General features: G+C 39.8%; 26 protein-coding genes. 19 read left to right on the top strand and 7 right to left on the bottom strand.

Annotation, left to right across the window (positions count from 1 at the left end):
- Positions 1–107: 107 nt before the first annotated feature.
- The 3 genes from rph to ACT53H_RS16805 form a co-directional block, all read right to left on the bottom strand.
- Positions 108–824 carry a ribonuclease PH gene (gene rph, locus ACT53H_RS16815; RefSeq protein WP_004795487.1) on the bottom strand — a complete coding sequence of 239 codons (717 nt, stop codon included), beginning with the start codon at positions 822–824 and terminating at the stop codon, positions 108–110.
- Between the two features lie 174 nt (positions 825–998).
- A complete protein-coding gene (locus tag ACT53H_RS16810; protein ID WP_476009711.1) occupies positions 999–2,162 on the bottom strand; it encodes a fatty acid desaturase family protein in 1,164 nt (387 codons plus the stop codon).
- 33 nt (positions 2,163–2,195) lie between these two features.
- Positions 2,196–3,221: a ferredoxin reductase gene (locus ACT53H_RS16805; protein WP_476009710.1), complete on the bottom strand. Its 1,026-nt coding sequence runs from the start codon at positions 3,219–3,221 to the stop codon at positions 2,196–2,198.
- Between the two features lie 173 nt (positions 3,222–3,394).
- On the opposite strand from ACT53H_RS16805, the gene ACT53H_RS16800 reads away from it, so the two are divergent.
- Together ACT53H_RS16800 and ACT53H_RS16795 are read left to right on the top strand one after the other, a co-directional pair.
- Positions 3,395–4,033, top strand: a complete 639-nt coding sequence (locus ACT53H_RS16800) for a TetR family transcriptional regulator (protein WP_476009709.1) — start codon at positions 3,395–3,397, stop codon at positions 4,031–4,033.
- Between the two features lie 137 nt (positions 4,034–4,170).
- Positions 4,171–4,818 carry a TetR/AcrR family transcriptional regulator gene (locus tag ACT53H_RS16795; protein ID WP_004795493.1) on the top strand — a complete coding sequence of 216 codons (648 nt, stop codon included), beginning with the start codon at positions 4,171–4,173 and terminating at the stop codon, positions 4,816–4,818.
- Positions 4,819–4,905: 87 nt separating this feature from the next.
- Here ACT53H_RS16795 and ACT53H_RS16790 read toward each other — a convergent pair whose 3' ends face one another.
- Entirely contained in the window at positions 4,906–5,523 is a 618-nt protein-coding gene (locus ACT53H_RS16790) for a thiol:disulfide interchange protein DsbA/DsbL (RefSeq protein WP_013199277.1), read from the bottom strand.
- Between the two features lie 180 nt (positions 5,524–5,703).
- On the opposite strand from ACT53H_RS16790, the gene ubiG reads away from it, so the two are divergent.
- The 12 genes from ubiG to ACT53H_RS16730 all read left to right on the top strand — a co-directional run bounded on the left by ubiG (position 5,704) and on the right by ACT53H_RS16730 (position 16,654).
- Complete coding sequence (gene ubiG / locus ACT53H_RS16785; protein ID WP_476009708.1) at positions 5,704–6,417, top strand: bifunctional 2-polyprenyl-6-hydroxyphenol methylase/3-demethylubiquinol 3-O-methyltransferase UbiG; 714 nt, start codon at positions 5,704–5,706, stop codon at positions 6,415–6,417.
- Entirely contained in the window at positions 6,414–7,115 is a 702-nt protein-coding gene (locus tag ACT53H_RS16780) for an HAD family hydrolase (RefSeq protein WP_476009707.1), read from the top strand. Before ubiG ends, ACT53H_RS16780 begins: the two co-directional genes overlap by 4 nt.
- A 68-nt stretch (positions 7,116–7,183) precedes the next feature.
- A complete protein-coding gene (locus tag ACT53H_RS16775) occupies positions 7,184–7,930 on the top strand; it encodes a YciK family oxidoreductase (protein WP_002120710.1) in 747 nt (248 codons plus the stop codon).
- A gap of 216 nt (positions 7,931–8,146) precedes the next feature.
- Positions 8,147–8,560: an RcnB family protein gene (locus ACT53H_RS16770; RefSeq protein WP_004795500.1), complete on the top strand. Its 414-nt coding sequence runs from the start codon at positions 8,147–8,149 to the stop codon at positions 8,558–8,560.
- Between the two features lie 241 nt (positions 8,561–8,801).
- Positions 8,802–9,131: an RcnB family protein gene (locus tag ACT53H_RS16765; protein ID WP_174732179.1), complete on the top strand. Its 330-nt coding sequence runs from the start codon at positions 8,802–8,804 to the stop codon at positions 9,129–9,131.
- 120 nt (positions 9,132–9,251) lie between these two features.
- Positions 9,252–10,607, top strand: a complete 1,356-nt coding sequence (gene argA / locus ACT53H_RS16760; RefSeq protein ID WP_174732177.1) for an amino-acid N-acetyltransferase — start codon at positions 9,252–9,254, stop codon at positions 10,605–10,607.
- 334 nt (positions 10,608–10,941) lie between these two features.
- Positions 10,942–11,910 carry a sulfonate ABC transporter substrate-binding protein gene (locus ACT53H_RS16755; protein ID WP_476009706.1) on the top strand — a complete coding sequence of 323 codons (969 nt, stop codon included), beginning with the start codon at positions 10,942–10,944 and terminating at the stop codon, positions 11,908–11,910.
- Positions 11,911–11,980: 70 nt separating this feature from the next.
- Complete coding sequence (locus ACT53H_RS16750) at positions 11,981–12,964, top strand: sulfonate ABC transporter substrate-binding protein (RefSeq protein ID WP_476009705.1); 984 nt, start codon at positions 11,981–11,983, stop codon at positions 12,962–12,964.
- Between the two features lie 26 nt (positions 12,965–12,990).
- Complete coding sequence (ssuD, locus tag ACT53H_RS16745) at positions 12,991–14,166, top strand: FMNH2-dependent alkanesulfonate monooxygenase (protein WP_476009704.1); 1,176 nt, start codon at positions 12,991–12,993, stop codon at positions 14,164–14,166.
- Positions 14,163–14,960, top strand: a complete 798-nt coding sequence (ssuC, locus tag ACT53H_RS16740; RefSeq protein WP_005308906.1) for an aliphatic sulfonate ABC transporter permease SsuC — start codon at positions 14,163–14,165, stop codon at positions 14,958–14,960. The genes ssuD and ssuC overlap by 4 nt, the downstream gene beginning before the upstream one ends.
- A gap of 13 nt (positions 14,961–14,973) precedes the next feature.
- Positions 14,974–15,774, top strand: coding sequence for an ABC transporter ATP-binding protein (locus tag ACT53H_RS16735; RefSeq protein WP_476009703.1), 801 nt, complete (start codon positions 14,974–14,976; stop codon positions 15,772–15,774).
- A gap of 259 nt (positions 15,775–16,033) precedes the next feature.
- Positions 16,034–16,654 carry a TetR family transcriptional regulator C-terminal domain-containing protein gene (locus ACT53H_RS16730; protein WP_013199284.1) on the top strand — a complete coding sequence of 207 codons (621 nt, stop codon included), beginning with the start codon at positions 16,034–16,036 and terminating at the stop codon, positions 16,652–16,654.
- A 36-nt stretch (positions 16,655–16,690) separates the two neighbouring features.
- On the opposite strand, the gene ACT53H_RS16725 is transcribed toward ACT53H_RS16730, so the two are convergent.
- Together ACT53H_RS16725 and ACT53H_RS16720 are read right to left on the bottom strand one after the other, a co-directional pair.
- A complete protein-coding gene (locus tag ACT53H_RS16725) occupies positions 16,691–17,257 on the bottom strand; it encodes a 5'-methylthioadenosine/S-adenosylhomocysteine nucleosidase family protein (RefSeq protein ID WP_004795515.1) in 567 nt (188 codons plus the stop codon).
- Between the two features lie 80 nt (positions 17,258–17,337).
- On the bottom strand, positions 17,338–18,471 hold the full coding sequence (locus tag ACT53H_RS16720) for a TDT family transporter (protein ID WP_476009702.1): 1,134 nt from the start codon (positions 18,469–18,471) through the stop codon (positions 17,338–17,340).
- A gap of 207 nt (positions 18,472–18,678) precedes the next feature.
- On the opposite strand from ACT53H_RS16720, the gene ribF reads away from it, so the two are divergent.
- The 5 genes from ribF (at position 18,679) to ACT53H_RS16695 (ending at position 24,265) form a co-directional block, all read left to right on the top strand.
- Positions 18,679–19,680, top strand: a complete 1,002-nt coding sequence (gene ribF / locus ACT53H_RS16715) for a bifunctional riboflavin kinase/FAD synthetase (RefSeq protein WP_476009701.1) — start codon at positions 18,679–18,681, stop codon at positions 19,678–19,680.
- 61 nt (positions 19,681–19,741) lie between these two features.
- Positions 19,742–22,579 (top strand): isoleucine--tRNA ligase, encoded by a 2,838-nt coding sequence (gene ileS, locus ACT53H_RS16710; RefSeq protein ID WP_476009700.1) that lies wholly within the window; start codon positions 19,742–19,744, stop codon positions 22,577–22,579.
- A complete protein-coding gene (lspA, locus tag ACT53H_RS16705) occupies positions 22,572–23,102 on the top strand; it encodes a signal peptidase II (protein WP_003655819.1) in 531 nt (176 codons plus the stop codon). Before ileS ends, lspA begins: the two co-directional genes overlap by 8 nt.
- A gap of 1 nt (position 23,103) precedes the next feature.
- Positions 23,104–23,586, top strand: coding sequence for an FKBP-type peptidyl-prolyl cis-trans isomerase (locus ACT53H_RS16700; RefSeq protein ID WP_004640310.1), 483 nt, complete (start codon positions 23,104–23,106; stop codon positions 23,584–23,586).
- Between the two features lie 136 nt (positions 23,587–23,722).
- Positions 23,723–24,265: an NADPH-dependent FMN reductase gene (locus ACT53H_RS16695; protein WP_238612879.1), complete on the top strand. Its 543-nt coding sequence runs from the start codon at positions 23,723–23,725 to the stop codon at positions 24,263–24,265.
- 43 nt (positions 24,266–24,308) lie between these two features.
- Here the strand turns inward: ACT53H_RS16695 and ACT53H_RS16690 are convergent, their stop codons facing one another.
- Complete coding sequence (locus ACT53H_RS16690; protein WP_476009699.1) at positions 24,309–24,620, bottom strand: ankyrin repeat domain-containing protein; 312 nt, start codon at positions 24,618–24,620, stop codon at positions 24,309–24,311.
- Positions 24,621–24,825 lie beyond the last annotated feature (205 nt).

Genomic DNA, 24,825 nt, shown 5'->3' with positions numbered 1-24,825 from the left:
GAACTACTAATAAAGTGAAAAAGTGACAGGCAAGTGATGTTTTTATGTCGATTTGATGAATACATAAAAAAACGCATCCGAAGATGCGTTTTTTAGAAAGGGTAAAATTACCAGCCTAAAGCTTCTTGTTGCTTTTTAATGAGCTCTGCAATCCCTTTTTCAGCCATTTCTAACATGTCATTGCTTTGTGCACGAGTAAATGGTTTATCTTCGGCAGTACCTTGAATTTCAATAAATTCGCCTGCTTGTGTCATTACTACGTTTAAGTCAGTTTGACAGTTCGAATCTTCTTCATAGCAAAGATCAAGCAATACTTCGTCTTGATACATACCTACAGAAATTGCAGCAACTAATCCTTTAAGCGGATCATGCTTAATTTTCTTTTGAGATAACAAAACATTCATCGCATCAACTAATGCTACAGCCGCGCCAGTGATTGAAGCCGTACGCGTACCACCATCAGCTTGGATCACATCACAGTCGATGGTAATTGTGTTTTCCCCAAGCTTCTTCAAATCGACCATAGCACGTAAGCTACGACCAATCAGGCGCTGGATTTCCTGTGTGCGGCCCGACTGTTTACCACGCGCTGCTTCACGATCACAACGTGAGTGTGTTGAACGCGGTAACATGCCATATTCAGCAGTGACCCAGCCCTGTCCTTTCCCTTTTAAAAACCGTGGAACTGAATTATCGATACTTGCAGTACAAAGGACTTTGGTGTGACCAAATTCGACCAGCACAGAACCTTCAGCATAACGGGTGTAGTTTCGTGTAATTTTCACTTCACGTAATTGGTCTAATGCACGTTGGTCAATACGCATAATCCTTCCTAACTTCTCTTAAATACAAACTTGGGCATAGTATAGCAAAGGATTTTGACAGGTTGAGTTTATTCCCTACATTCAAATGTAAGTCTGCACTTTTCATGACACAAAAATAAAAATAGCCCCTTAAAAGGAGCTATTTGGAATGCCTTAAACAAGGCTCTATCTTTATTAAGCAGCTTTGCCAAACATACCTTTCACCGCCTCAACAAAGTTCCGCTTGGTCGCCACCAAATGGTCAACTATATTGTCAGGCAAAGAGTGAACAGCCAGACGTTTATATACACTCACAATTTGAGATCCAAAGGGTGCTGTATTGTACTGTTGACCGAACTCTGCACAAACTTCACGTACTTTAGGTGCCATCTCTTGATAGCGGTTGGCAGGTACATCAGGAAACAAGTGATGTTCGATTTGATGGCTCAAGTTACCACTCAAGAAATGCATGATTTTACCGCCAGTAAAGTTTGCTGAACCACGAATCTGACGCAAGTACCACTCTGCTTTGGTTTCATTATCAATGTTGTCAGTAATAATTTCAGAGTCTTCTGTGAAATGACCACAATAAATCACGGTCGATGCCCAGTAGTTACGGATCAAGTTAGCAAAAAAGTTACCAGCCAATACTGGCAAGAACATTGGTCCTGCAATGAGTGGGAACAGCACATAATCTTTACCAAACTGACGTACCATTTTTTTACGTAGATTTTTAGATTCTACATATACTTCTTTCCAAGTTTTGGTGCCATCAAACAACACTTTTTCCATCTCTAGACGTTGCAAAGCTAATAGCCATTCAAAACCCGTTGACAATACAAAACCCATTGGCACGTTGAATAAAAAACGGGTTTCCCACTTTTGCTCACGACTCATGCGCATCACACCATAACCGCTAATATCATGATCCATGCCAAACACATTGGTATAGGTATGATGCTTATAGTTATGGGTATATTTCCAGTCTTCACCAGTACACACCGTATCCCAGTCATAGGTTGCACCATTAAGCGTTGGGTCATTTAACCAGTCAAACTGACCATGCATCACATTATGACCGAGCTCCATGTTTTCAACGATTTTAGATATGCCGAGCATAGCCGTACCCAACAACCATACTGGTGGAATCCAACCACCAAACATCAACATGCCACGTGATGCAATTTCGGTATAGCGTACAAAATTACGTACTTTGTAAATATATTTTGAATCTTTTTCCCCGAGATCTTTCATCACTTCAAGACGAATTTCTTCGATACGGCGACCAAAAGCTTCTGTTTGCTCTGGGGTTAAATGTGCCGATTTCGGTGTTGCTTTCAATTCTACTGCCATATTCATAATGGTATCCTCAAATCTCTTTTATGTTTGTTTTTATAGATCAATCGTGACTGGGCTTAATGCCTGGTTCACGCATAACTTAATTGCACGATTTGGTTGATCGTCAATTTCGCCTGTTAATATATTCTGGGTGACACCACTGACTTTGGTACACGTACATTGGTTGCATACACCCATACGGCAACCATGCTGTGGACGTAAGCCAGCCTGCTCTGCACTGCTTAATAATGTTGTCGTGGCAATAAAGTTTTGTTGCGAGCGGCGAAATACGATGGGTTGTGCTTCATTAGACTGTTCGATTTGAACAGGCATGAAAAATTCTTGATGAAGCTGCGACTGAGCACTTTGGTGCGCATAAATTTCATTTGCCTGTTGCATCATGCCGTGGTGTCCACACACATACGTCGCAGTCTTTGCGTAATCAGGAACTAACTTTTGCAATAGGCCTTCAGTTAAATGCTGCTTTTGCTCAGCAGTATTAAAAAAATGATAGTGAAGCTCTGGATGCTTTTCTGACAAAGCTTTTAATTCAGCATGAAAAATTTCTGCACGATTAAAATAAATGACATGAATCTGTTTAAGCTGCTGCTTCAAAGCTTGCTGCAAAAGTGAATAAATTGCAGTAATACCACTACCTGATGCAATTAAAATTGCAGGCTGTTGGCCTTGGTGCAAAGTAAAATCACCTTGTGGCTGTGAAATCTCAATGCACTCTCCGACAGGTAATCGTTGAGCTGCACTAGACACCAAGCCTTGTACTTTAATACCTAAAGAGATTTCACCTTGAGGAGTTACTTCAATAATTGAATAACTACGCTGTTGGTAAACTCCATCAATAAGTAGCGTTAATAAAATACTTTGCCCAGCACGTACCTGATCGAACTTAAAATTACGATTCGGTTTAAGCTTAATAAGCACCATATCGGTATGTAGAGACTGAACTGCAATAACTTCTGCAATTACGCGTTTCCAAGCCCAAGTCACGTTAATTTTCTGCAAAACAAAATCAACGAAATCTTCTCGAACCAAATGTGGCTGATAACTAAGTGTTGCGTTCATACGTTCCTCTTTTGTATCTGGCTATTTATTTGAGTGAACACATGTTCGTATAGTGAACATATGTACACTATATTTATAACTGTTCACTCAGTCAACACTTGTTCACTATTTTTTTTATGAAAGTTTGCTCTTTTTTGTTAGACTCTGGCTCACGGTTTAAATAGGTTCTTTTAATGTCGATACGGGATGAACGAAAACAGCAAAGTCGTCAAGCACTTCTAGATGCAGCCTTGCATCTGAGCACGTCTGGGCGCTCGTTCAGTAGTATCAGTTTGCGTGAAGTTGCACGTGAAGTTGGTTTAGTACCGACAGCGTTCTATCGTCATTTTCAAGACATGGATGAACTCGGTAAAGAATTGGTTGACCAAGTTGCCCTACATTTAAAAAGTGTTTTGCATCAATTAGGTCAAAGTTATTTACAACATAAATCGACCAAAACTCAGACCAGCATTGAGCTATTTGTTCAGGCGGTAAATCATAGCCCTAAGCAGTGGCAATTTATGATTTCCGAGCGTTGGGGCGGTTCAGAAACGGTTCGGGCAGCCATTGCTAGAGAAATCGAATTTCTAATTGAAGATCTAACAACGGATCTGACTAAACTCGAAAATTTTAAACATATTCAACAACCTCAAGACTTAAATGTCTTATCTACCATTTTGACCAATATGTCATTTACATGGGCAATGACGTGGCTCAACCTATCAAAACAATATCAAGGTGAACAGCTCAAGCTGCATCAAGCTGCCTTTATTGAAAATGCTTCTACACAAGTTCGCCTACTCTTTAGAGGGATTGCAAACTGGGAACGGTAGAAGCGGCAAATGACAAAAAACAGGTTATGTGGTAATACGTAAAGAGAGAAAGAAAAAGGCTAAAAATTTCGAGAAAAGTCTTTTTCTTTTTACAGGAAGTAAATTATTAGTTAGGCCAAACTGGTGTGGGAATACCTATGAATCTTGATCGTCATACACAGTTTTTGATGCGCAAAGAAAAAATTCTAAGCGTGGCAGAAAAGTTGTTACTAGAAAACAATCAGGAAATTACTCTAGATGAGTTAGTGGCCGAGCTAGATATTGCTAAAGGCACACTTTATAAGCATTTTAGAAGCAAAAATGAGCTTCTACTTGAGCTCATTATTCAAAATGAAAAGCAAATTTTAGAAATTTCTAAAAAATATAATACAGATTTCAAAGAGTATGCCCCTCATTACATGCTTCACCATTTGCTTACACCTGGAAAAACCATTTTATTGCACCAACTTGAAGAAAATCTGACAATGACAGAGTCTAAGTTGAAGCATCTTTTTGAAGAGCTTTATGAAATCCGCCAACAGCGTATTTTAGCAATTAAAGATATTACAGAAAATTATTTAAAATCATTAAATTATGATATGTCAATCCGTGATTATTTGTCTTATATCTGGTCACTGACTTATGGTGCATCACTGCTTTTAAATTCTACCTATTACCAGCGCTCTATTGGTTCTCGCCAAAAATTAATTAATTTATATATTAATCAGGCATTATCACTACCGACCCAAACAGCTAATTTTGATGTTTTAAATTTTCAAATTGAAGATGAAAACCCACAAAATTAATTGAAAAATTTCGTGATAATTAACGATAAATTAAATATAAAAATGGGCTTCGTATGAAGCCCATTTTTGAAGTAAAGCCTAAATAACTTATTTTGCTTTACGTTCTTTCTCAATTAAATAATTAAGAACTTGAGTAACTTTACCATCTTCACCCTGCACAACATATTTACCATTAACGACAACCGCAGGAACACCTGTTAATTGGTACTGTTGAGCAAGTTTATTTGACTCAGCAACTTTTGCAGTCACAGCAAATGAGTTGTAAGTACTATTAAATTTCTGTTCAGGCACGCCATAACGAGTAAAGAACTTCGCAGCAGAAGCCTGATCAAAAATTTGCTGACCATTCACCTGAATCGCATGGAACAACGGTAAATGCGTGCGTTTACGTACACCTAATGCCTCAGATGTATAATAGGTACGCGCCCCTTGTTCCCACATTTTATTCATTGCAGCTGGTGTACGTACAAAACGCACATCGTTAGGAATCTGTTTTAACCACGTTTGCATATGCGGTTCAAGTTTAAAACAGTGTGGACATCCATACCAAAAGAACTCTCGAACTTCGATTTTCCCCGGAACTTCCACTTTGCCTGGATTGGCAATCACAGTGTAGTCTTTACCAGCAACAAAATCTGCTGCCATTGCACTACCCGATACGGCCATAATTGCTGCGCTTAAACCACCCAAAACCAATTTTTTCATTGCTACAGCTTTTCCTCTAAGTTGTTATGCATTAGCTTATGCTCTAAATATAAAACAAATATGCTAAATTCGTTTTGCTTCTGTGAAGTTTTTTATTGGGTTTATCGCTTTTTTCCCAATAATCGCTACACTAACGGCGAACTATATCCAAAAAGATAACCCAAGTTTAGAGGTAGCACCATGTCGCAATTGAATGTTGATTTACAAGAAATCGCAAAGTTTGAAGCACTTGCTGCCAAATGGTGGGATCAACATTCTGAATTTCGCCCACTTCATCAAATTAATCCACTACGTTTAAACTGGATTGATGAACGTGTAGGCGGCCTTGCTGGTAAAAAAGTACTTGATGTCGGCTGTGGTGGCGGCATCTTGACCGAAAGCATGGCACGTCGTGGCGCAGATGTATTAGGCATTGATATGGGTGAAGCACCTCTAGCTGTCGGCCGTTTACATGCTCAGCAAGAAAATGTTCAAAATATTGAATATCGTCAAATTCCTGTAGAAGAATTAGCACAAGAACAAGCAGGTCAATATGACGTGGTGACTTGTATGGAAATGATGGAACACGTTCCAGATCCGGCATCTATTGTAAAAGCTTGTCAGGCTCTGGTTAAACCGGGCGGCCATGTGTTCTTCTCGACCATTAACCGTAACCCAAAATCTTATTTATTTGCCATTATCGGTGCAGAGTACGTCCTACGCATGTTGCCAAAAGGTACGCATGATTATCATAAATTTATTCGACCATCTGAAATGGCACATGATATTCGTAATGCAGGTCTTACGTTAAAAGAAATGACTGGACTACATTACAACCCACTGACCAAGCATTACTGGTTAGCGCCAAATGTTGACGTTAACTATATGGTTCATACGATTAATACAGGTGCATGATGAAAGCTGTTTTATTTGATTTAGACGGTACGCTTATCGATACAGCTGCGGATTTCATTCGTATTATTCAGCAAATGTGCCGTGATGCAAGACGCCCTGTTGTAGAAGCCGATCTTATTCGCACTCAGGTTTCTGAAGGTGCACGTGCGATGGTGAAATTGGTCTATCCAGAGTTGGATGTAGCCAATCCAATTTTCTTGGCACATCGTCAAAACTTTTTAGATCTGTACGGCAATAATATTGTGGTTGATACAGATCTGTTTGAAGGCATGTATCCACTTCTAGAAGAGTTAGAAGCTGCGCAAATCCCGTGGGGTATTGTGACCAATAAACCACGTGGTTTAAGTGAATCTCTTTTAGAAAAGTTAAATCTGACACAACGCTGTGCGGTTTTGGTATGTCCTGAAGATGTCAGTAAAACCAAACCAGATCCTGAACCAATGTATTTGGCTGCTAAACAGTTAAACACCCAAGCAGATCAAATTATTTATGTGGGCGACCACCCACGTGATATTGATGCTGGTCGCAATGCCGATATGTATACCATCTTGGCAGCTTATGGCTATTTACCTATCGAACACCGTGATGATTTAGCATCATGGCAGGCCGATTCGATTGTAAATACAGTGACAGAATTACACGATATGTTACGTCAAAAGCTTCCTGCTCTACAGGAAAATCAGCGTATGATAAGTTAACATCAGAGTTTTATAGACTTTTTTAACGGCTATTCGTTTTATCAATATAAAAAGAAGGAGGTTTACCAATGAAATATTCAGAATACCAACCTCGTCCGGATCTACTCAAAGATCGAATTATTTTAATTACCGGTGCTGGTGATGGAATTGGGCGAGCTGCGGCTCTAAGTTATGCCCTACATGGTGCAACCGTTGTCCTACATGGTAGAACCTTAAATAAACTTGAAGTGATTTATGATGAAATTGAGAGTCTAGGTGCACCTCAGCCCGCGATTTTACCGCTACAACTTTCAAGTGCCTCTGACCGTGATTATGACTTTTTAGTCGATACGCTCGAAAAGCAGTTTGGACGTTTAGACGGTATTTTGCATAATGCGGGTATTTTAGGTGAACGTGTAGAGCTAGCACATTACCCTACAGAAGTATGGGATGACGTGATGGCAGTTAACTTACGTGCTCCTTTTGCCCTCACTCAAGCTTTATTACCACTTTTGCAAAAGTCAGAAAATGCCTCTGTTGTATTTACCAGTTCAGGTGTAGGCCGTGAAGCACGTGCTTTGTGGGGCGCATATTCTGTCTCAAAAATTGCCATTGAAGCAGTGAGCAAAATTTTTGCAGCGGAAAATACTTATCCAAATATCCGCTTTAACTGCATTAACCCAGGCGCAACACGTACTGCAATGCGTGCTAAAGCCTATCCACAAGAAGATCCGAAAACACTACCTACACCAGAGTCGATCTTGCCTGCTTATCTCTATTTAATGGGTGAAGATAGCTTGGCGCTCAATGGTCAAAGTATTGATGCACAGGATTAAAAGTTAAAGATGAAAAGCTAAAGAAAATTACAGCCGATCATGAAATCTGGCTTGCCTATACCTGAAAAGATATATTCAAGCCTTTTTTATGATTGATAAAAACTCTTGATCTATCCGTAATTTTAATTGAACCATTAAATGATCTTCACAGTTTCTCTGCATTTTGCGCGTAGAGTATTCAACATGAGAGACATCAGATGTAAACGAGGATGCATCATGAAAAAGTTGTTCACAATCTTAACCCTTTCCATAGCCGTACTCACCACAAGTATGGCGAGCTTTGCTGATCCTCCTTTTGACCGAGGCCATGGCCCCAAAGGTCCTAAAGGTGGAGGACCACGCGGTGAATGGAATGATCGTGGGCCAGGATTTGGACGTGATCATGATGAAGATCGTGTCCGTGACGAGCGCCGTATGCGTGAAGAACGTGGTTTTGAACGGCTTAAACAGCATCGCTGGCAGCCTGGTTATGTTATGCCACAGCACTATCGTGGCAATGGCTATAAAGTTGACTATAAAGATAGTAACTTGCCAAAACCAGACCGTAATCAGCAATGGTACAAAATCAACAATGACTATATTTTAGTCGATACTGATTCTAATAGTATTGTGAGTATTCGTGGTTTTTAAAGCGATAGAACCTCGCTATCGCTGAGCAAAAAGGATAAAGCCTTATGGTTTTATCCTTTTTTTATTACTTATATATTTAAAAAAATAAATAGATTTTTATATTCTAATATTTCGTATTTTCTTAATTTCTTCTTATTTCATCGTTAGTTTTCACATTTATTCTTCGTAGCCTCCACGATTTATCTGTAATTGTTCACTAATCTTTAATTATTGAAATTTAATTCATCACTCGAGGTTTACAATGAAAAAATTAACAACAGCGATTGTCCTTTCACTTAGTGGTTTAATTGCAACAACAGCAATGGCAGCACCAAACGATCATAACCACCATGGCAACTACCAAAACCATGAAGTCAAAACCGTTAAAGTAATTAAAAAAGACGACCATCGTAATGTTTGGCGAGCAGGTCAGGTTGTACCCCGTGAATATCAACACTCACGTTACGTGATTGACTATCGTCAGCATCAAAAATTAACTAAACCGGGTCGCTACCAAAAATGGTACAAGGTGAACGGAAATTATGTGTTGGTAAACGAGCAAAGCCATAAAATCATTAGAGTGGTTCACTAATTTAAAAAAATTTAAACACCCAAACTTAGATTTGGGTGTTTTTTTATCTAAAACATGCGGCTTTAATCTTTTTTGTTTAGAATCATCTTTATATCTTTTTGCTGTTGATTCGAGATCGGTATGCCAAGCAAGTCTTTAGAAAAGTCGCATAATAACCCCCAGCATTATGTACACTGGTTTCGACACTCAGCACCCTACATTAATGCCCACCGCGATAAAACATTCGTATTGATGTTTGGTGGTGAAGCAGTCCGTCATCCTAATTTCGAACATATCATTCATGATATTGCATTACTTCATTCTCTTGGTATTCGCTTAATTCTTGTGCACGGCGCACGTCCGCAAATTAATCAAAATCTTAAAGAGAAAGGAATTGAAACTCCTTTTTATGACAACAGCCGTATTACCACACGCGAATCTTTAAGCTGTGTCATGAGTGCGGTAGGCTCTATTCGCCTAGAAATTGAAGCATTGCTTTCTATGGGCTTAGCAAACTCACCCATGTACGGCGCTCGAATCGATGTCGTATCAGGTAATTTTGTGACTGCTAAACCTTATGGCATTCGTGATGGCATGGATTTCCAGCTTACAGGTGAGGTTCGTTCAATAGACACCGATGCAATTGAACGACACCTTGATAATCATAATATTGTGTTACTGGGGCCAACAGGTTACTCCACTACAGGCGAAGTCTTTAACTTACGAGCAGAGGAAGTTGCGACCAAAACTGCAACTTATTTAAAAGCAGATAAACTGATTTTTCTTGGAGAGCAACAAGGTCTTCTGAATGAAGATGAACAAATATTACGTGAGTTAAGCCCACATCAACTGGACTACTATATTCAACAATATCAAACCCTTAGCCCAACACTCACCCTACATTTGCAACAAGCAAAAAAAGCCTCTTTATCAGGTGTACACCGCGTTCATCTCATTTCCTATGCCTATGATGGCGCCCTTCTCGAAGAGTTATTTACTCGAGATGGTATAGGCACCATGATTACCGATGCGCATTATGAAGAAGTTCGTACAGCCCATATTAAAGATGTGGGTGGTTTAATGAATTTATTGCGTCCCTTGGAAGAAGAAGGCATCTTGGTTTATCGTTCACGTGAACGCCTAGAGCAAGAAATCAGCCAGTTCGCTGTTATTGAACGCGACGGTATGATTCTAGCGTGTGCTGCCCTTTATCCAATTCCAACCGAGTTTAACGAAACGCGTTCTGCAGAAATTGCCTGTGTTGCAGTACATCCAAGTTATCGTAAATCAAATCGTGGTAGCCAAATTCTGCAATTTCTTGAAGAAAAAGCCAAAGAACAAGGTATTCGTCAGTTATTCGTTTTAACAACGCGTACCGCTCACTGGTTTTTGGAACATGGTTTTCATCAAGTCAGCGTTGATGAGTTACCTAATGCCCGTCAGGCGCTCTATAACTATCAAAGGAATTCTTTAGTCTTTAAAAAACTGCTTCCCTAGCCTTTGCTCTTTTTAAGATATTCTTATTTCAGATAAGCTTAGTTAAAAAAGTACAACCATAAACGCTATTCATTTATGGTTGTACTTTTTTTAAATCTCTATTTTTAATGTTTTAATATTTTTTTATTTTATTTACATCAACTTACTCCTAATTTATTAAATATATTTCTATTAGATAAATCACTTTTTTGCATAAGTTTATAGCCTAATGTTTTTAGCTTTTTTTTGCATAAATAAAGACCGAATACTTATTTTTTCTGAAATAAAAATCCCTTTAGGGTATCTGCTCATCCAATTATTTTTTCTTTTTCTCTTTCGGGGAGCACGAAATCTCATGGCACTTTTCAACACCACTTCATGGACAAAATATTCAGTCATCGCAGCCAGCCTTGCAGGAGTGATGATGTTAAGTGGTTGTGCCAAAAAAGAGGAACAGGCCACCACAACTTTAAATATTGGTTATCAAAAATATGGCATCCTTCCTATTTTAAAGGCTCGTGGTGACTTAGAAAAAGCACTAAAAGAACAAGGTGTACAAGTAAAGTGGGTTGAGTTTCCTGCTGGGCCTCAATTACTTGAAGGTTTAAACGTAGGGAGTGTTTCACTCGGTGAAGCAGGCGAAGCACCTCCAATCTTTGCGCAAGCTGCCAATCCAAATTTAGTCTATGTTGCAAATCAACCTGCTGCGCCAAAAGCCGAAGCATTATTGGTAAAAAAAGATTCTCCCATTCACTCTATTCAAGATTTAAAAGGCAAACGTGTCGCTCTTAACAAAGGTTCGAATGTTCATTACCTATTGTTAAAAGCTCTAGAAGCCAACAACTTAAACTTAAGTGACATTCGACCTGTTTATTTACCGCCATCAGACGCTCGTGCTGCATTTGAAAAAGGTGCAGTAGATGCATGGGTGATTTGGGACCCATTCTTTGCAGCAGCTGAACATCAAATTCAGGCACGAGTTTTAGCAACAGGTGAAAATTTAGTAAGCAATCATCAGTTCTATCTAGCTGACCGTAAATTTGCAGAAAATAATCCGAAAGTACTCAATACAGTTGTGCAAACCCTTAACCAGACAACTGAATGGGTGAGCTCACATCAGGATGAAGCAGCCAAGCTACTCGAAAAACCTACAGCACTTGAGTTTGATGTACTCAAAACTTCTATTTCACGTATGGGTTTTGGAGTTCAGCCAATATCTGACAAGGTGGCACAAGAACAGCAACAAGTAGCTGATGCCTTTTATACGCAAAAGCTCATTCCAAACAAACTCACCATTCAAGACGCCATTTTAAAACTGAAATAAACCCAGCTTGGGCACGGCAAATAACCATATAAATGCTATGTCTTGCCTCAAGGGGAACAAGGATATCGATATGCAACATCAGTCATTATTTAATAAGAGTCAGTGGGCACAATTAGCTAAACGCATCAGTGCAGTCACTGTATTAGGTTTAACAATTGCTGCACCCGCTTGGGCGATTGACCCAACTGTAAAAGAACTTCGTATTGGTTTTCAAAAAAGCTCGATTAACTTTGCGATTGCCAAACAACAAAAATTATTTGAACAAGAATTTCCTAATGCCAAAGTTACTTGGAATGAGTTCCCTGCCGGCCCACAAATTTTAGAAGCTTTAGCTGTCGGTTCACTTGATGTAGGTGTTACTGGAGATACACCTCCTGTCTACGCACAAGCGGCTGGCAAGCCTTTGTATTACATTGCCTATGAAGCGGCTAAACCACTAGCATCGGCAATCTTGGTTCCTAAAAACTCGCAGCTCAAACAGCTGAAAGACCTTAAAGGCAAACGAATTGCTCTGCAAAAAGGTTCTAGCTCACATTACTTACTTGTACAAGCCGTACGCAAAGCAGGCCTAAACTGGAGTGACATTACGCCAATCTGGCTTACTCCAGCCGATGCTCGCGCAGCATTTCAAAAAGGTGCCGTAGATGCATGGGCAATTTGGGACCCTTACTTCGCCTCAGCACAACTAGAAGATCAAGCTCGTGTTCTTGCGTCGGGTAAAGGTTTAAGCCCGAACTATACATTTTATTTAGCAGCTCCAAGCTTTGTTAAACAACATCCGAAAGCTGTTTCAGGGCTCATCAAACAAATCAATCAAGCCGATAAATGGGTTCAAAGCCATCAAGCAGAAACTGCAAGTGCGATTGGTCAAAGTACAGGACTTAAACCTGCGACCAGTGATTTATTTATTAAACGCCGTCCGCGCCCCTCATCGGCAGCTCCTCTTAACAGCAAAGTGATTGCTGAGCAGCAGCAACTCGCAGACATCTTTACTCAACAAGGCATCATTCCAAAACTAATCAGCATCAAACAAGCTGTTTGGATCGCCAAGTAATTTCAATAGACATATAGGTAATGCACATGAAAATTTTCTGGTTTATTCCTACCCACGGTGATAGTCGCTATTTAGGTACAAGTAAAGGCGCTCGTCAGGTTGACCATGCCTATATGAAGCAAATTGCTGTAGCGGTAGATAATTTAGGTTATGAAGGTGTACTTATTCCAACGGGCCGTTCATGTGAAGACCCATGGATTACGGCGGCTAGCCTGATTGATGCAACTCAGCACCTTAAGTTTTTAGTTGCATTACGTCCGGGTGTAACAACACCAGCTTTGGCTGCTCGTATGGCTGCAACATTTGACCGTTTATCGAATGGTCGTGTGTTACTCAACCTAGTGACGGGTGGCGATGAAGCCGAACTACGCGGTGATGGCTTATATGAAGATCACTCAACGCGTTATCAAACAGCCAATGAATACGTAAAAATCTGGCGTGAAATTTTGACGCGTTCACATACGGGTGAAGCGTTTACCTTCCACGGTGAACGCTTACAAGTGGATGATGCAAAACTGCTTTACCCACCTGTTCAAAAGCCTTACCCACCACTTTGGTTTGGTGGTTCTTCAGACGTTGCTGTCGACCTTGCGGCTGAACAAGTGGATACCTATCTCACTTGGGGTGAACCACCAGCAGCAGTTAAACAAAAGATCGAACATGTTCGCGCCAAAGCTGAGGCTAAAGGCCGTAAATTAACTTATGGTATACGCTTGCATGTCATTGTTCGTGAAACTAACGAACAAGCTTGGGCAGCGGCAAATGAACTGATTCAATATCTAGATGATGCAACTATTGCTGCTGCACAGAAGAAATTTGCACAAATGGACTCTGTAGGCCAACAACGTATGGCAGCTCTCCACGGCGGTAATCGAGATAAACTTGAAGTGTCTCCAAACCTTTGGGCAGGTATTGGTTTAGTCCGTGGCGGTGCTGGTACAGCACTTGTAGGTGACCCAGAAACAGTTGCTGCCCGCATTCAGGAATATGCTGATTTAGGTATTGATACTTTTATCTTCTCAGGCTATCCACATCTTGAAGAGTCGATCTGTTTTGCAGAGTTGGTCTTCCCGTTATTACCAATTGAGACCCGAGCTAAACTTGCTCAGCCAAATTTAACCGGTCCATTCGGTGAGATCATTGCCAATAACTATGTTCCAGACGAGAAGAAGCAAAATAGTTCCGTCAAGGAGCCTGCATGAGCAAAGACGAAAGTATTGTTTCACGTGGAACAAAACAAATCGGGCAGCGTTTGCTGCCTTGGATTTTCCCTATTGTTCTATTGGTTGTTTGGCAAATTGCCTCAAGCTCGGGTCTTTTAGAGAACCGTATTTTGCCTGCACCGACTGCTGTGGTTTCCGCTTTTTGGCATCTACTCGTTAGCGGCGAATTATGGCATCACGTTAAGGTAAGCGCTGGTCGCGCTTTGATTGGTCTTTTGGTTGGTGGCGGCTTAGGTCTGCTCTTAGGTTTACTTAATGGCTCTTCACGCTTCGCCTCTACCCTGCTCGATACGACTCTGCAAATGATTCGTAACATCCCAGCATTAGCACTTATTCCACTTGTAATCTTGTGGTTTGGTATTGATGAAACAGCGAAATTATTCTTGGTCGCAGTAGGCGTTTTTTTCCCGATTTATATTAATACCTATCACGGTATTCGGTCAGTTGATCCACAATTGATCGAAATGGGTAAAAGTTACGGCCTTTCTCGCTGGCAGCTTTACAAAGAAATTATTTTGCCAGGTGCAATGCCTTCTATTTTAGTAGGTCTACGCTTTGCTTTAGGTTTGGTTTGGGTATTGCTCATTGTCGCTGAAACCATTTCAGCTCAAGCAGGTATTGGTTATATGACCATGAATGCACGTGAGTTCTTACAAACAGATGTAGTTCTGGTCGGTATTCTTCTTTACGCCCTACTAGGCAAACTGGCAGATGTTTTAGCACAGCTTTTAGAACGCTATTTATTACGTTGGCACTCCGGATATCAGAAATAAGGGAGCTTAGAACATGACAAATCTGAATTTAAATATTAATCAGAATGAAGTGCAGCTCATTCCGGAAGAACCATCAGAATCTCAAGAACCCGTATTAGGTGCAGAGATTCTGATTGAGCAACTTTATAAATTCTATGGCGAGGTAAAGGTTCTTGAAGATCTTGACCTACACATCCAGCCTGGTGAGTTTTTAGCAATTGTTGGTCGAAGTGGCTGTGGCAAAAGTACGTTACTACGTTTAATTGCTCAACTTGAAAAAGCCAGTTTTGGAGAAATCAAATTCAAATCTGCTCGGCATTTGCGCGAAGGCATTACTAACGATGACATTCGAGTAATGTTCCAAGACCCACGCCTACTTCCTTGGAGGAATATCCTTCAAAATGTTCAACTTGGTTTACCTAAAGCCCAACATGCTTTAGCAGAAGAGTTACTGGAAAAAGTGGGTTTAAAAGAGAAATCAGGGCAATGGCCTTCTCAACTCTCAGGTGGACAACGTCAGCGTACAGCCCTAGCACGTGCGTTATCTCATACACCACGTATTTTGTTGTTAGATGAACCTTTAGGTGCATTAGATGCCCTAACCCGTCTTGAGATGCAAAGCTTGATTGAGCGCTTGTGGAAAGAACAAGGTTTCACAGCCATTTTAGTGACACACGATGTAAGTGAAGCAGTGCAATTGGCTGACCGTATTATCTTATTAGACAAGGGTCAGATTGCTCAAAGTTTCCAAGTTAATTTGCCACGCCCTCGTAAAAAAAGTATTAGTTTTTCCCAACTTGAGCAACAAGTACTCGATGCGGTTTTGGCAACTTAAGGTTGTGATAAGTAATGAGAACTGTTCAACCGAAAAATGCCCAATTTACGAGCAATAAAACTGCTGTTTTATTGCTCTTTTTTAGGGCGAAATTTAAAAAATATTTTTAAGAATAACAATAAACTAGTGAATCTCTCTATTTTTTGCACAATAGTATATCTATTACGCAAATAACTAGCCGTTTTTTGATTAAAAAAGCAAGACACCTGTGCACAAATCAAACAATTTCCCTTACAATGGGAATATTATTTTTTTAATTATGCAGCAGATGGAACAAAAGAAGAGTACCCAAAAGCGCAATCAGCTTCTTGCTGCCGCCCTTGATGTTTTTTCAGTCTATGGGTTTACTGGCGCAAGTCTGGATGAAATTGCCCAACTCGCCGACATGCATAAGTCGAATATTTTCTATTACTACGAAAATAAAGAGTCTTTATACGTAGAAGTGCTCACAACCGTTTTACAAAAATGGTTGGCTCCCTTACAAACTTTAGAAGCTGAATTAGAACCAGCCGAAGCCTTATCTCACTATTTAATACAAAAAATCGAACTCTCTCGTAGCCAACCGAAAGCATCTAGATTGTTTGCTTTAGAAATTATTCAGGGTGCGCCGCATATACTCCCTATTCTCAAAGGACCATTAAAAAAATTATTTAAGCGCAAAGCTAAAGTGATCCAAACTTGGCAAGAAGAAGGAAAGATTTCACCAGATATCGATCCGGAATTATTAATCTTAAACATTTGGGGTCTTACGCAAAACTATGCAGATTTTGCAACCCAAATGGAAATGGTGACTGGAAAAACGCTTCGCAACCGTAGCATGTTCCAACGCTCAATTGAGCATACAGTCCACTTAATGCTCTACGGCGTATTGCCTCGTTAAAACCAAAAAAAGATCGGCAAATTTGCCGATCTTTTTTTAGAAGTGATTTTGATAAAGCGCTAAAAGTTTTTGAGCACCTAATAATAAATTTTCTTCCCAATCTACATGTGCAGTGTCATCTGCACCATCAGTAATATATTTCACCGAAATCAGCCGTACACCTAACTTATGGCAAACTTTGGCTAAAGCATATCCTTCCATATCCACCACATCACAAGCTACTTTTGGCTGACCCGTTTCAAATGAATCTCCAGTTCCGCAAACTGCTTTTGGCAAATCAGCAAAATGTGGTTGAAGATGAATTTCAGCTCGCAAGTGATCATCTAACGGCGTTACACCTACTTCAAACCCTAGGGGTGAAACATCCATATCACGTTGTACAAAAGTCTTCACCTCGACTAAATCATGTCGATTAAATGCAGAGCTTCCAGCTGTACCGAGATTAATTAAAGTTTTACAGCCAGTTTTTTGAATAACCTCAAATGCTTTAAAGGCGGCATTAATCTTACCAATACCACTGTAATGGACTTCAACACCTGCCTGCTCAAACAAACCTTTAGATTCATTAGGAAGTGCCATAATTAAAGCAATATCAGTGTTCATTCAAAAAGCTCAAATCAAAATTAAATAAATTAGAAAATAAGTATAAATCAGGTGCAAAAGCTTTTTGCACCTTTTCATCATTACTGCATTTTTTGTTGTAAGGCGATTAGACACGGAGAAAAGAACAGTTGGCCGCTATATGCGCCTGCTAGCGTTTTCTTCATTACCACACCCCACATTGTCAATAATAAAAGACTCAATGCCACAGCAACGTATTGCAAAAATACAATTTCAACCTGATGCCCTAAATTAAACAGTGCAAGAATAAATACGCCTAATGGAAAGGTTAAGCCCCACCAACCCAAATTGAATGGAATACCTGTCTTTGCATGACGAAGCGTTGTTAAAATTGCAAGACCCAGCCACCATAACCCAAAGCCTAAAAGCACGAGACTACCTACGACTCCTAAAGCTTGAAAGACATTGGAAAATTGGTGAAATCCTACATTTGGTGCCACTCTTTGTGCCTGCTCGCCTAGTAACAAGAGACCTAAAGCACCTGTACCAATCGGTCCTAAAGATAACCAGCTAGAAATTGCGACTTCTTTTTCCGGTAACTGATGTAAAGCCATACGTAGCATTAAAATTGTCAAAATAGCGAATGCTGGTAAAACAGAAATCCCCCAAAGTACGTAGCCCGCCATTAATAAATGAAAGCTATGCAAATTTGCTGGTAAATGAGCTACTAACATGCCCGCAGAACTTGCTGCTACTTCACATGCAACCACAGGTAAAAGCCAGATTGCAGTCATGGTATGTAGCTGATGGTTCTGACGGCTAAACATACAAAACGGCACGATCCACGCAATTGCTAGCGCTAAAAACACATCGATGTACCATAAAGCTTGAGCAATATGTATCGCAACTTCACCGTAAAGCCCGACACCGAAGCTTAAAAAGCCATTTAGTATGGTAGCGAACCCCATCGGAATAGCGCCTAAAAACAAGCTCATATTGGGATGGTTAAATATTTGCTTCGCTTCATGAGGGAAAAGAAACCACCGCAATAAATAAAGACCTGAAAAAACACTGAATAAAATAATATTAAATTGCCATAACAAAGTTGCTAGCGTGAATAAAAATGATTGGGCAAATGGAAGCTGAATTAAAATCATACTTACCACACCAGTACCCATAGTCGCTGTAAACCAATTTGGAGTAAAATGTCGTATAACATCTTTGCTATGATTTAATTGGTAAAAGGGTTTTTTCATCTTAGTTCTCTAATCAAAGAGTGGATAAAGATATAGTAGAGCAAACCATTAATAAGAAAAATTGATTTATTTTTATTTAATTCATCAATATTTTAAATATACAAATATTCATGTTGAAAAATAACTGAGTAAAAACACAACAACAAGACGAATCTGTGAGATTATGGCAATATATAGCCCTTGCAAAAATAGCCATATTTTAAGTTCATGAAACTGCTTCGTCTTAATGCGTTATCGCCCAATTTTCAGTTACCTCAAACAGCGGTAACTATTGGTAATTTTGATGGTGTCCATTTAGGTCACCAAGCGATGATTGCTCAACTCAAAAAAATTGCTGCAGCACAAGGCTTAAAAACATTGGTTATGATTTTTGAGCCACAACCTCTTGAATTCTTTAAAGGCTACGATGCCCCTCCTCGTATTAATTCACTACGAGAAAAGGTCGAATATCTAACCGAGCTTGGGGTTGATTATATTGCGGTTGCTAAATTTGATCAGCATTTCCGTAGCATGAGTGCGTCTGAGTTTGCAGATTTATTAAAAGATAAACTAAATGCGCAGACTTTGGTTCTAGGGGATGACTTTCATTTCGGCAAAGACCGTCAAGGTAACAGCGAATTTCTAAAGAATTACGGCTTTCAAGTCACAAATTTACATACCATTGAACTTGAAGGTGAACGCGTCAGTTCAACTCGTATTCGCCAAGTGCTTCAAGTGGGTAATCTCGCTTTAGCAGCTAAATTATTAGGTCGTCCGTACAGTATTACAGGACGTGTCCAATATGGCGACCAAATTGGACGAACTTTAGATTTTCCAACCATTAATGTTCGCCTCAACCGCCATAAGCCATGTTTAAATGGGATTTATGGTGTTGAAGTCATTTGCGAAACAACTTCGCTCACCGAAAAAGTGCGCCAAGACACACCTGAAAAACCAGGAATTGCTGGATACCATGAAAACAGTCTCTATGGCGCAGGGCATGTCGGTACACGTCCAGCCATTCAGCAAGAACATCCAGAGTGGAGATTAGAAGTACATTTCCCTGATGTTTCTGCTAATCTGTATGGCTTATTTATGCGGGTGACTTTCCTTCACTATCTTCATGGTGAATTGAACTACCCTTCGCTTGAGGCACTTAAGGCAGGAATTGATAATGACGTGCAGCAGTTACGACAATACCGTAACGACACGACACAATTTCCTTTTTAATTCGAATTTTGATTGTAAAACATGTCGGCTCCCTAGCTGATTAAACTGGATGAAAACTTGCATGAGCGATAAGCAAACTCCTGAGAATGCAGTGGACTACAAAGCCACGCTAAACCTGCCGGATACTCAATTTGCGATGAAAGCAAATTTGGCAGTACGTGAAGTGAAATGGTTAGAAGAGTGGTATACCGACAACATTTATCAGCAGATTCGTGCATCGCGTATTGGCAAGAAAAAATATATTTTGCATGATGGCCCTCCATATGCGAACGGTACAATTCACTTAGGTCACGCAGTTAATAAAGTACTCAAAGACGTGATTGTAAAAAGCCGTACTTTGGCAGGTTTTGATGCACCTTATGTTCCGGGTTGGGACTGTCATGGCTTGCCAATTGAGCTAAAAGTTGAAGAAAAAGTAGGTAAAGTTGGCGAAAAAGTTGACGCAGCTACTTTCCGTAAACTTTGCCGTGAATATGCTCTAAAACAAATTGATTTACAGCGTACTGACTTTAAACGTCTTGGTATTTTAGGTGATTGGGATAATCCTTATCTCACCATGAACTATAAACAAGAAGCCGATATTGTTCGTACTTTAGGCTTAATCCAGAAAAATGGTCATATCCAGCCGGGCTTAAAGCCAGTGAACTGGTGTATGGACTGTGGTTCAGCACTTGCTGAAGCTGAAGTTGAATATGAAGATAAAAAATCTGACGCAATTGATGTTGGTTTTGGCGTTGTAGATCTTAAAGATTTAAGTGCCCGTTTAAACGTAGAAGTTCAAGACCCGACAGATATCGTGATCTGGACGACTACGCCGTGGACATTACCAGCTAACCAAGCGGTTGCTTTGCATGCCGAAATTGAATATCAATTGGTACAAGTGACCACTGAGCGCGGTAAGCAAAACTTCATTCTAGCTAAAGACTTAGTTGCTTCAGCAATTGAGCGTTACAAGCTTGAAAACCCAGTTATTTTAGCTGACTTTACAGGTTCAGCTCTTGAAAACCTTACATTACAACACCCTTTACTTACCGATCGTCAAGTTCCAGTAATTTTGGGTGAACACGTTATTGCAACAAGCGGTACAGGTGCAGTACATACAGCGCCTGGCCATGGTGCAGACGACTATAAAGTAGGTCTTCAATACAATCTTAAAGTAGACAATCCAGTCGGTGGTAATGGTGTTTATTTACCAACTGCTCCAATCTATGCTGGTGAGCACATCTATAAAGCCAATCCAAAGATTATTGAAGCTTTGGGTGCTGTAGGCCGTTTATGGGCTCATCAACCAATTAAACACAGTTACCCACACTGCTGGCGTCATAAGACTCCTATTATTTTCCGTGCTACACCACAATGGTTTATTAGCATGGATCAAAAAGGTTTACGTGAAGGCGCGCTTAACGCTATTGAAAGCGATATCGAGTTTGTACCGAACTGGGGTAAAAACCGTATTGAATCAATGATTGAGGGGCGTCCGGACTGGTGTATCTCACGTCAACGTACTTGGGGTGTTCCAATTCCTTTCTTCGTTCATAAAGATACGAATGAATTACACCCTCGTACACCTGAACTCATCGAAGAAGTTGCTCAACTGATCGAACAAGAAGGTATCGAAGCATGGTTCAAACGTGAAGCAAAAGACTTCATAGGTGAAGATGCTGAACAATACAACGCCGTTCGCGATACGCTTGATGTATGGTTCGACTCTGGTACAACACATTACGCTGTACTTGAGCAACGTGAAGAATTAGAAAGCCCTGCTGATTTATATTTAGAAGGTTCAGACCAACACCGTGGTTGGTTCCAATCTTCCTTATTAACGTCTATGGCAATTCACAATCGTGCACCATATAAAGCCTTGTTAACACATGGTTTTACAGTGGATGAAAACGGCCGTAAGTTGTCGAAATCTTTAGGCAACTACATTCCGCTTGAAGAAATCATCAAACAGCTTGGTGCTGATGGTTTACGTCTATATGTAGCTTCTAGCGACTATCGCTATGAAATTGCAGCTTCTAAAGAAATCTTTAACCGTGTAAGTGATAGCTACCGTCGTATTCGTAATACCTTACGCTTCTTGCTTGCGAACCTAAATGGTTTCAAACCAAGCACAGATGCTTTAGCAGTAGATGACCTTATCGCTCTAGATCAATACATCTTGCAACGCGCGAATGAAGTACAACAAACCATTATCACTGCTTACGAAGAAATGAACTTCCATGTGGTGTGTAGTGCGTTAACAAGCTTCTGTATTAATGACTTAGGTGGTTTCTACCTAGATATTATCAAAGATCGTCAATATACAACTAAGGCTGACTCACAAGCACGTCGCTCTGCACAAACAGCGCTTTATCATATCGTTCAAGCATTTATCCGTTGGATGAGCCCAATCTTAAGCTTTACTGCTCAAGAAGCTTGGCCACTGATTCCAGAACAAACTGAAAAGTATGTATTTACTTCAGAATGGTACGACTTGCCTGTTTCATCAAAAGCAAACTTGCTTTCTGAAGAAGATTGGCAAACATTGATTAGCGTAAAATCTGCAGTAAATAAACAGATTGAAGCAGCTCGTAACGCTAAACTTGTCGGCAGTAATCTTTCAGCCAAAGTTGAACTTTGGGCAAATGAATCATTACAAACAGTTTTAAACCAACTGGCTGATGAACTCCGTTTTGTTCTTATTACTTCTCAAGTAGTAGTATATCCATTTGCTGAGCAAGGTGAAGCAACTGAAATGGAAGGCTTACGTGTACAAATATCTGCAGCTGAAGGTGAAAAATGTGCACGTTGCTGGCACGTCCTTCCAGATGTAAATACACATGCCGATCATCCTGGTTTATGTGGTCGTTGTATTGTGAACGTCACTGGTCGTGGCGAAGTGAGAAAATATGCCTAATTCACAAGCTAAAAAAGGCTTATTCCAGTTTTATCCACACAATCTCATTTGGCTTGGACTTTCTGTCCTTGCCATTGTGTTGGATCAATGGACAAAATGGATTGCAAGTACACATCTGAACTATGCAGATCCAGTGCCTGTGCTTCCATTTTTAAACTGGACACTATTACATAATTATGGTGCAGCTTTTAGCTTTTTATCGGATGCAGGAGGATGGCAGCGCTATTTCTTCACATCTTTAGCAGGCTTAGTTTCAATCCTTTTTGTATTTTGGTTGCTTCGTATGCCTAAAAAAATGGTGGTGCTACCTGTAGCCATCGCTTTAATTTTAGGTGGAGCTTTAGGCAATTTAATTGACCGTATTACCCTAGGTTATGTGGTCGATTTCATTCATGTTTATTACCAAAATCATCACTTTCCAGCTTTTAATATTGCGGACAGTGCCATTACCTTAGGTACCATCTTGCTACTCATCGATACATTCTTCCTTGAGAAGCAACGCAACCAAAATTCGGATGCATAATATGACCGAAATTATCCAACCTAACGAAGAAATTCGTATTACAGACGGCTCTAAAGTCGATCTACACTTTTCTGTTGCTATTGAAAATGGTGTAGAAATCGATAATACACGTAACCGTGAAGAACCTGTTACCTTGACTATTGGTGATGGAAATCTGTTACCAGGCTTTGAAAAAGCATTATTTGGTTTACGTGCGGGTGATCGTCGTACCGTACATCTTCCACCAGAAGATGCATTTGGTCCATGGAATCCAGAAAATATTCAAACTTTCGATACAGTTAAGTTTGAACAACGCCCTATTCCTGGTCATATGATTGAGTTCGAAGACAAGGCAAAAACAACTTTATTCGGTGTAGTGAAGTCAGTTAATGATGACATTACAGAAATTGATTTTAACCACCCGTTAGCTGGGAAAAACATTACCTTTGAAGTAGAAATATTCAAGGTTACTCCTGAAGGCCAACAAGGCATTAAACTCATGTAAATAAAAAAGCCCTCTCAATGAGGGCTTTTTTATTATCCAATTTTTTTCATAACATAAGAATCCTTACAAATTCTATATTCTCAGCTACCCATGTAATGAATTAAGTTATAAGTATAAAAATCCTCGGGAAAAATGCATGCTGGTCTATATTGTCGTGGGAAGTGTTCGTGAAGGACGTACAGCAATTAAAATTGCCAATTGGGTAGAATCAACAATCCCAACATTGGGTCTAAGTGATTTCCAAACCGAAGTAGTCGATTTAAAAGAATGGGATTTACCTCTATTTTCAGGATCTCATCCACCCGCTACCGGAATTTATGATCAACCTAAACAACAAGAATGGGCAGACAAAATTGCTCAAGCAGATGCTTTTATCTTTATTAGCCCAGAATACAACCATGGTTACAGTCCAGCTCTAAAAAATGCTCTGGACTATGTAGGCAAAGAATGGAGTGGTAAACCAGCTGCATTTATTGGTTATGGTTCAACGAATGGTTCTCGTTCTATCAGCCAAATACGTCAAGTCACCTCAAGTTTAAGTATCATTGATCCCAATGCTGTAATAGAGATACGAGATATCTTTAAACGCAATAAAGATGAAAAATTCGAAGCTAATGAGTTTGAAGTAAAAGGGCTTCAATCTATTGTTGAGAAACTACAGAAATATCACTTATCTTAAATTTAAAAAAGGCCTCTATAAACAAAATAGGGGCCTTTTATTTTTATAAGCTTTTTAAATAATTTACTACGTCTATATTACCAGCCATTTCTGCAAGCTGTAGCGCTGTATATTCGCTTTTATAAGCGACTTGAGCACCTTTTTCTACCAAGAGTTTAACTATCTCTAAATGATCATTTTCAGCAGCTGCTTGCAAAGCACTATAGCCTTCATCATCTGCCTGATTAGGATCTTGTCCTTCTAATAGTAATTGCTCTACCTGATCTAGGTCCCCCAAAGAAGCCCAATAGACTAATTCAGGAAGAGAAAGTTCTTCATCATCTTCAGGTATTGAAGAGAAGGAATTAATTTTCACGCAAACACCTAAAAATAACAAACTTCATCATTATTATATTCATAGAACATGCTTGATATGCAAATCTGATTTTAAAGCTGTACTTTCATTAGCTTAAACTCTTCAATTTCATTATTCTTCCATAAAAGAACACCCCGGCCTCTTTCGGGGTCGGGGTGTTTGAATAATGAGCTGGCGATGACTTACTCTCACATGGGAAACCCCA

The organism is Acinetobacter sp. DMC2 (assembly GCF_056314305.1).
Note: the sequence above shows the minus strand (reverse complement) of the source record. Positions and strands in the feature narration are given on the sequence as shown.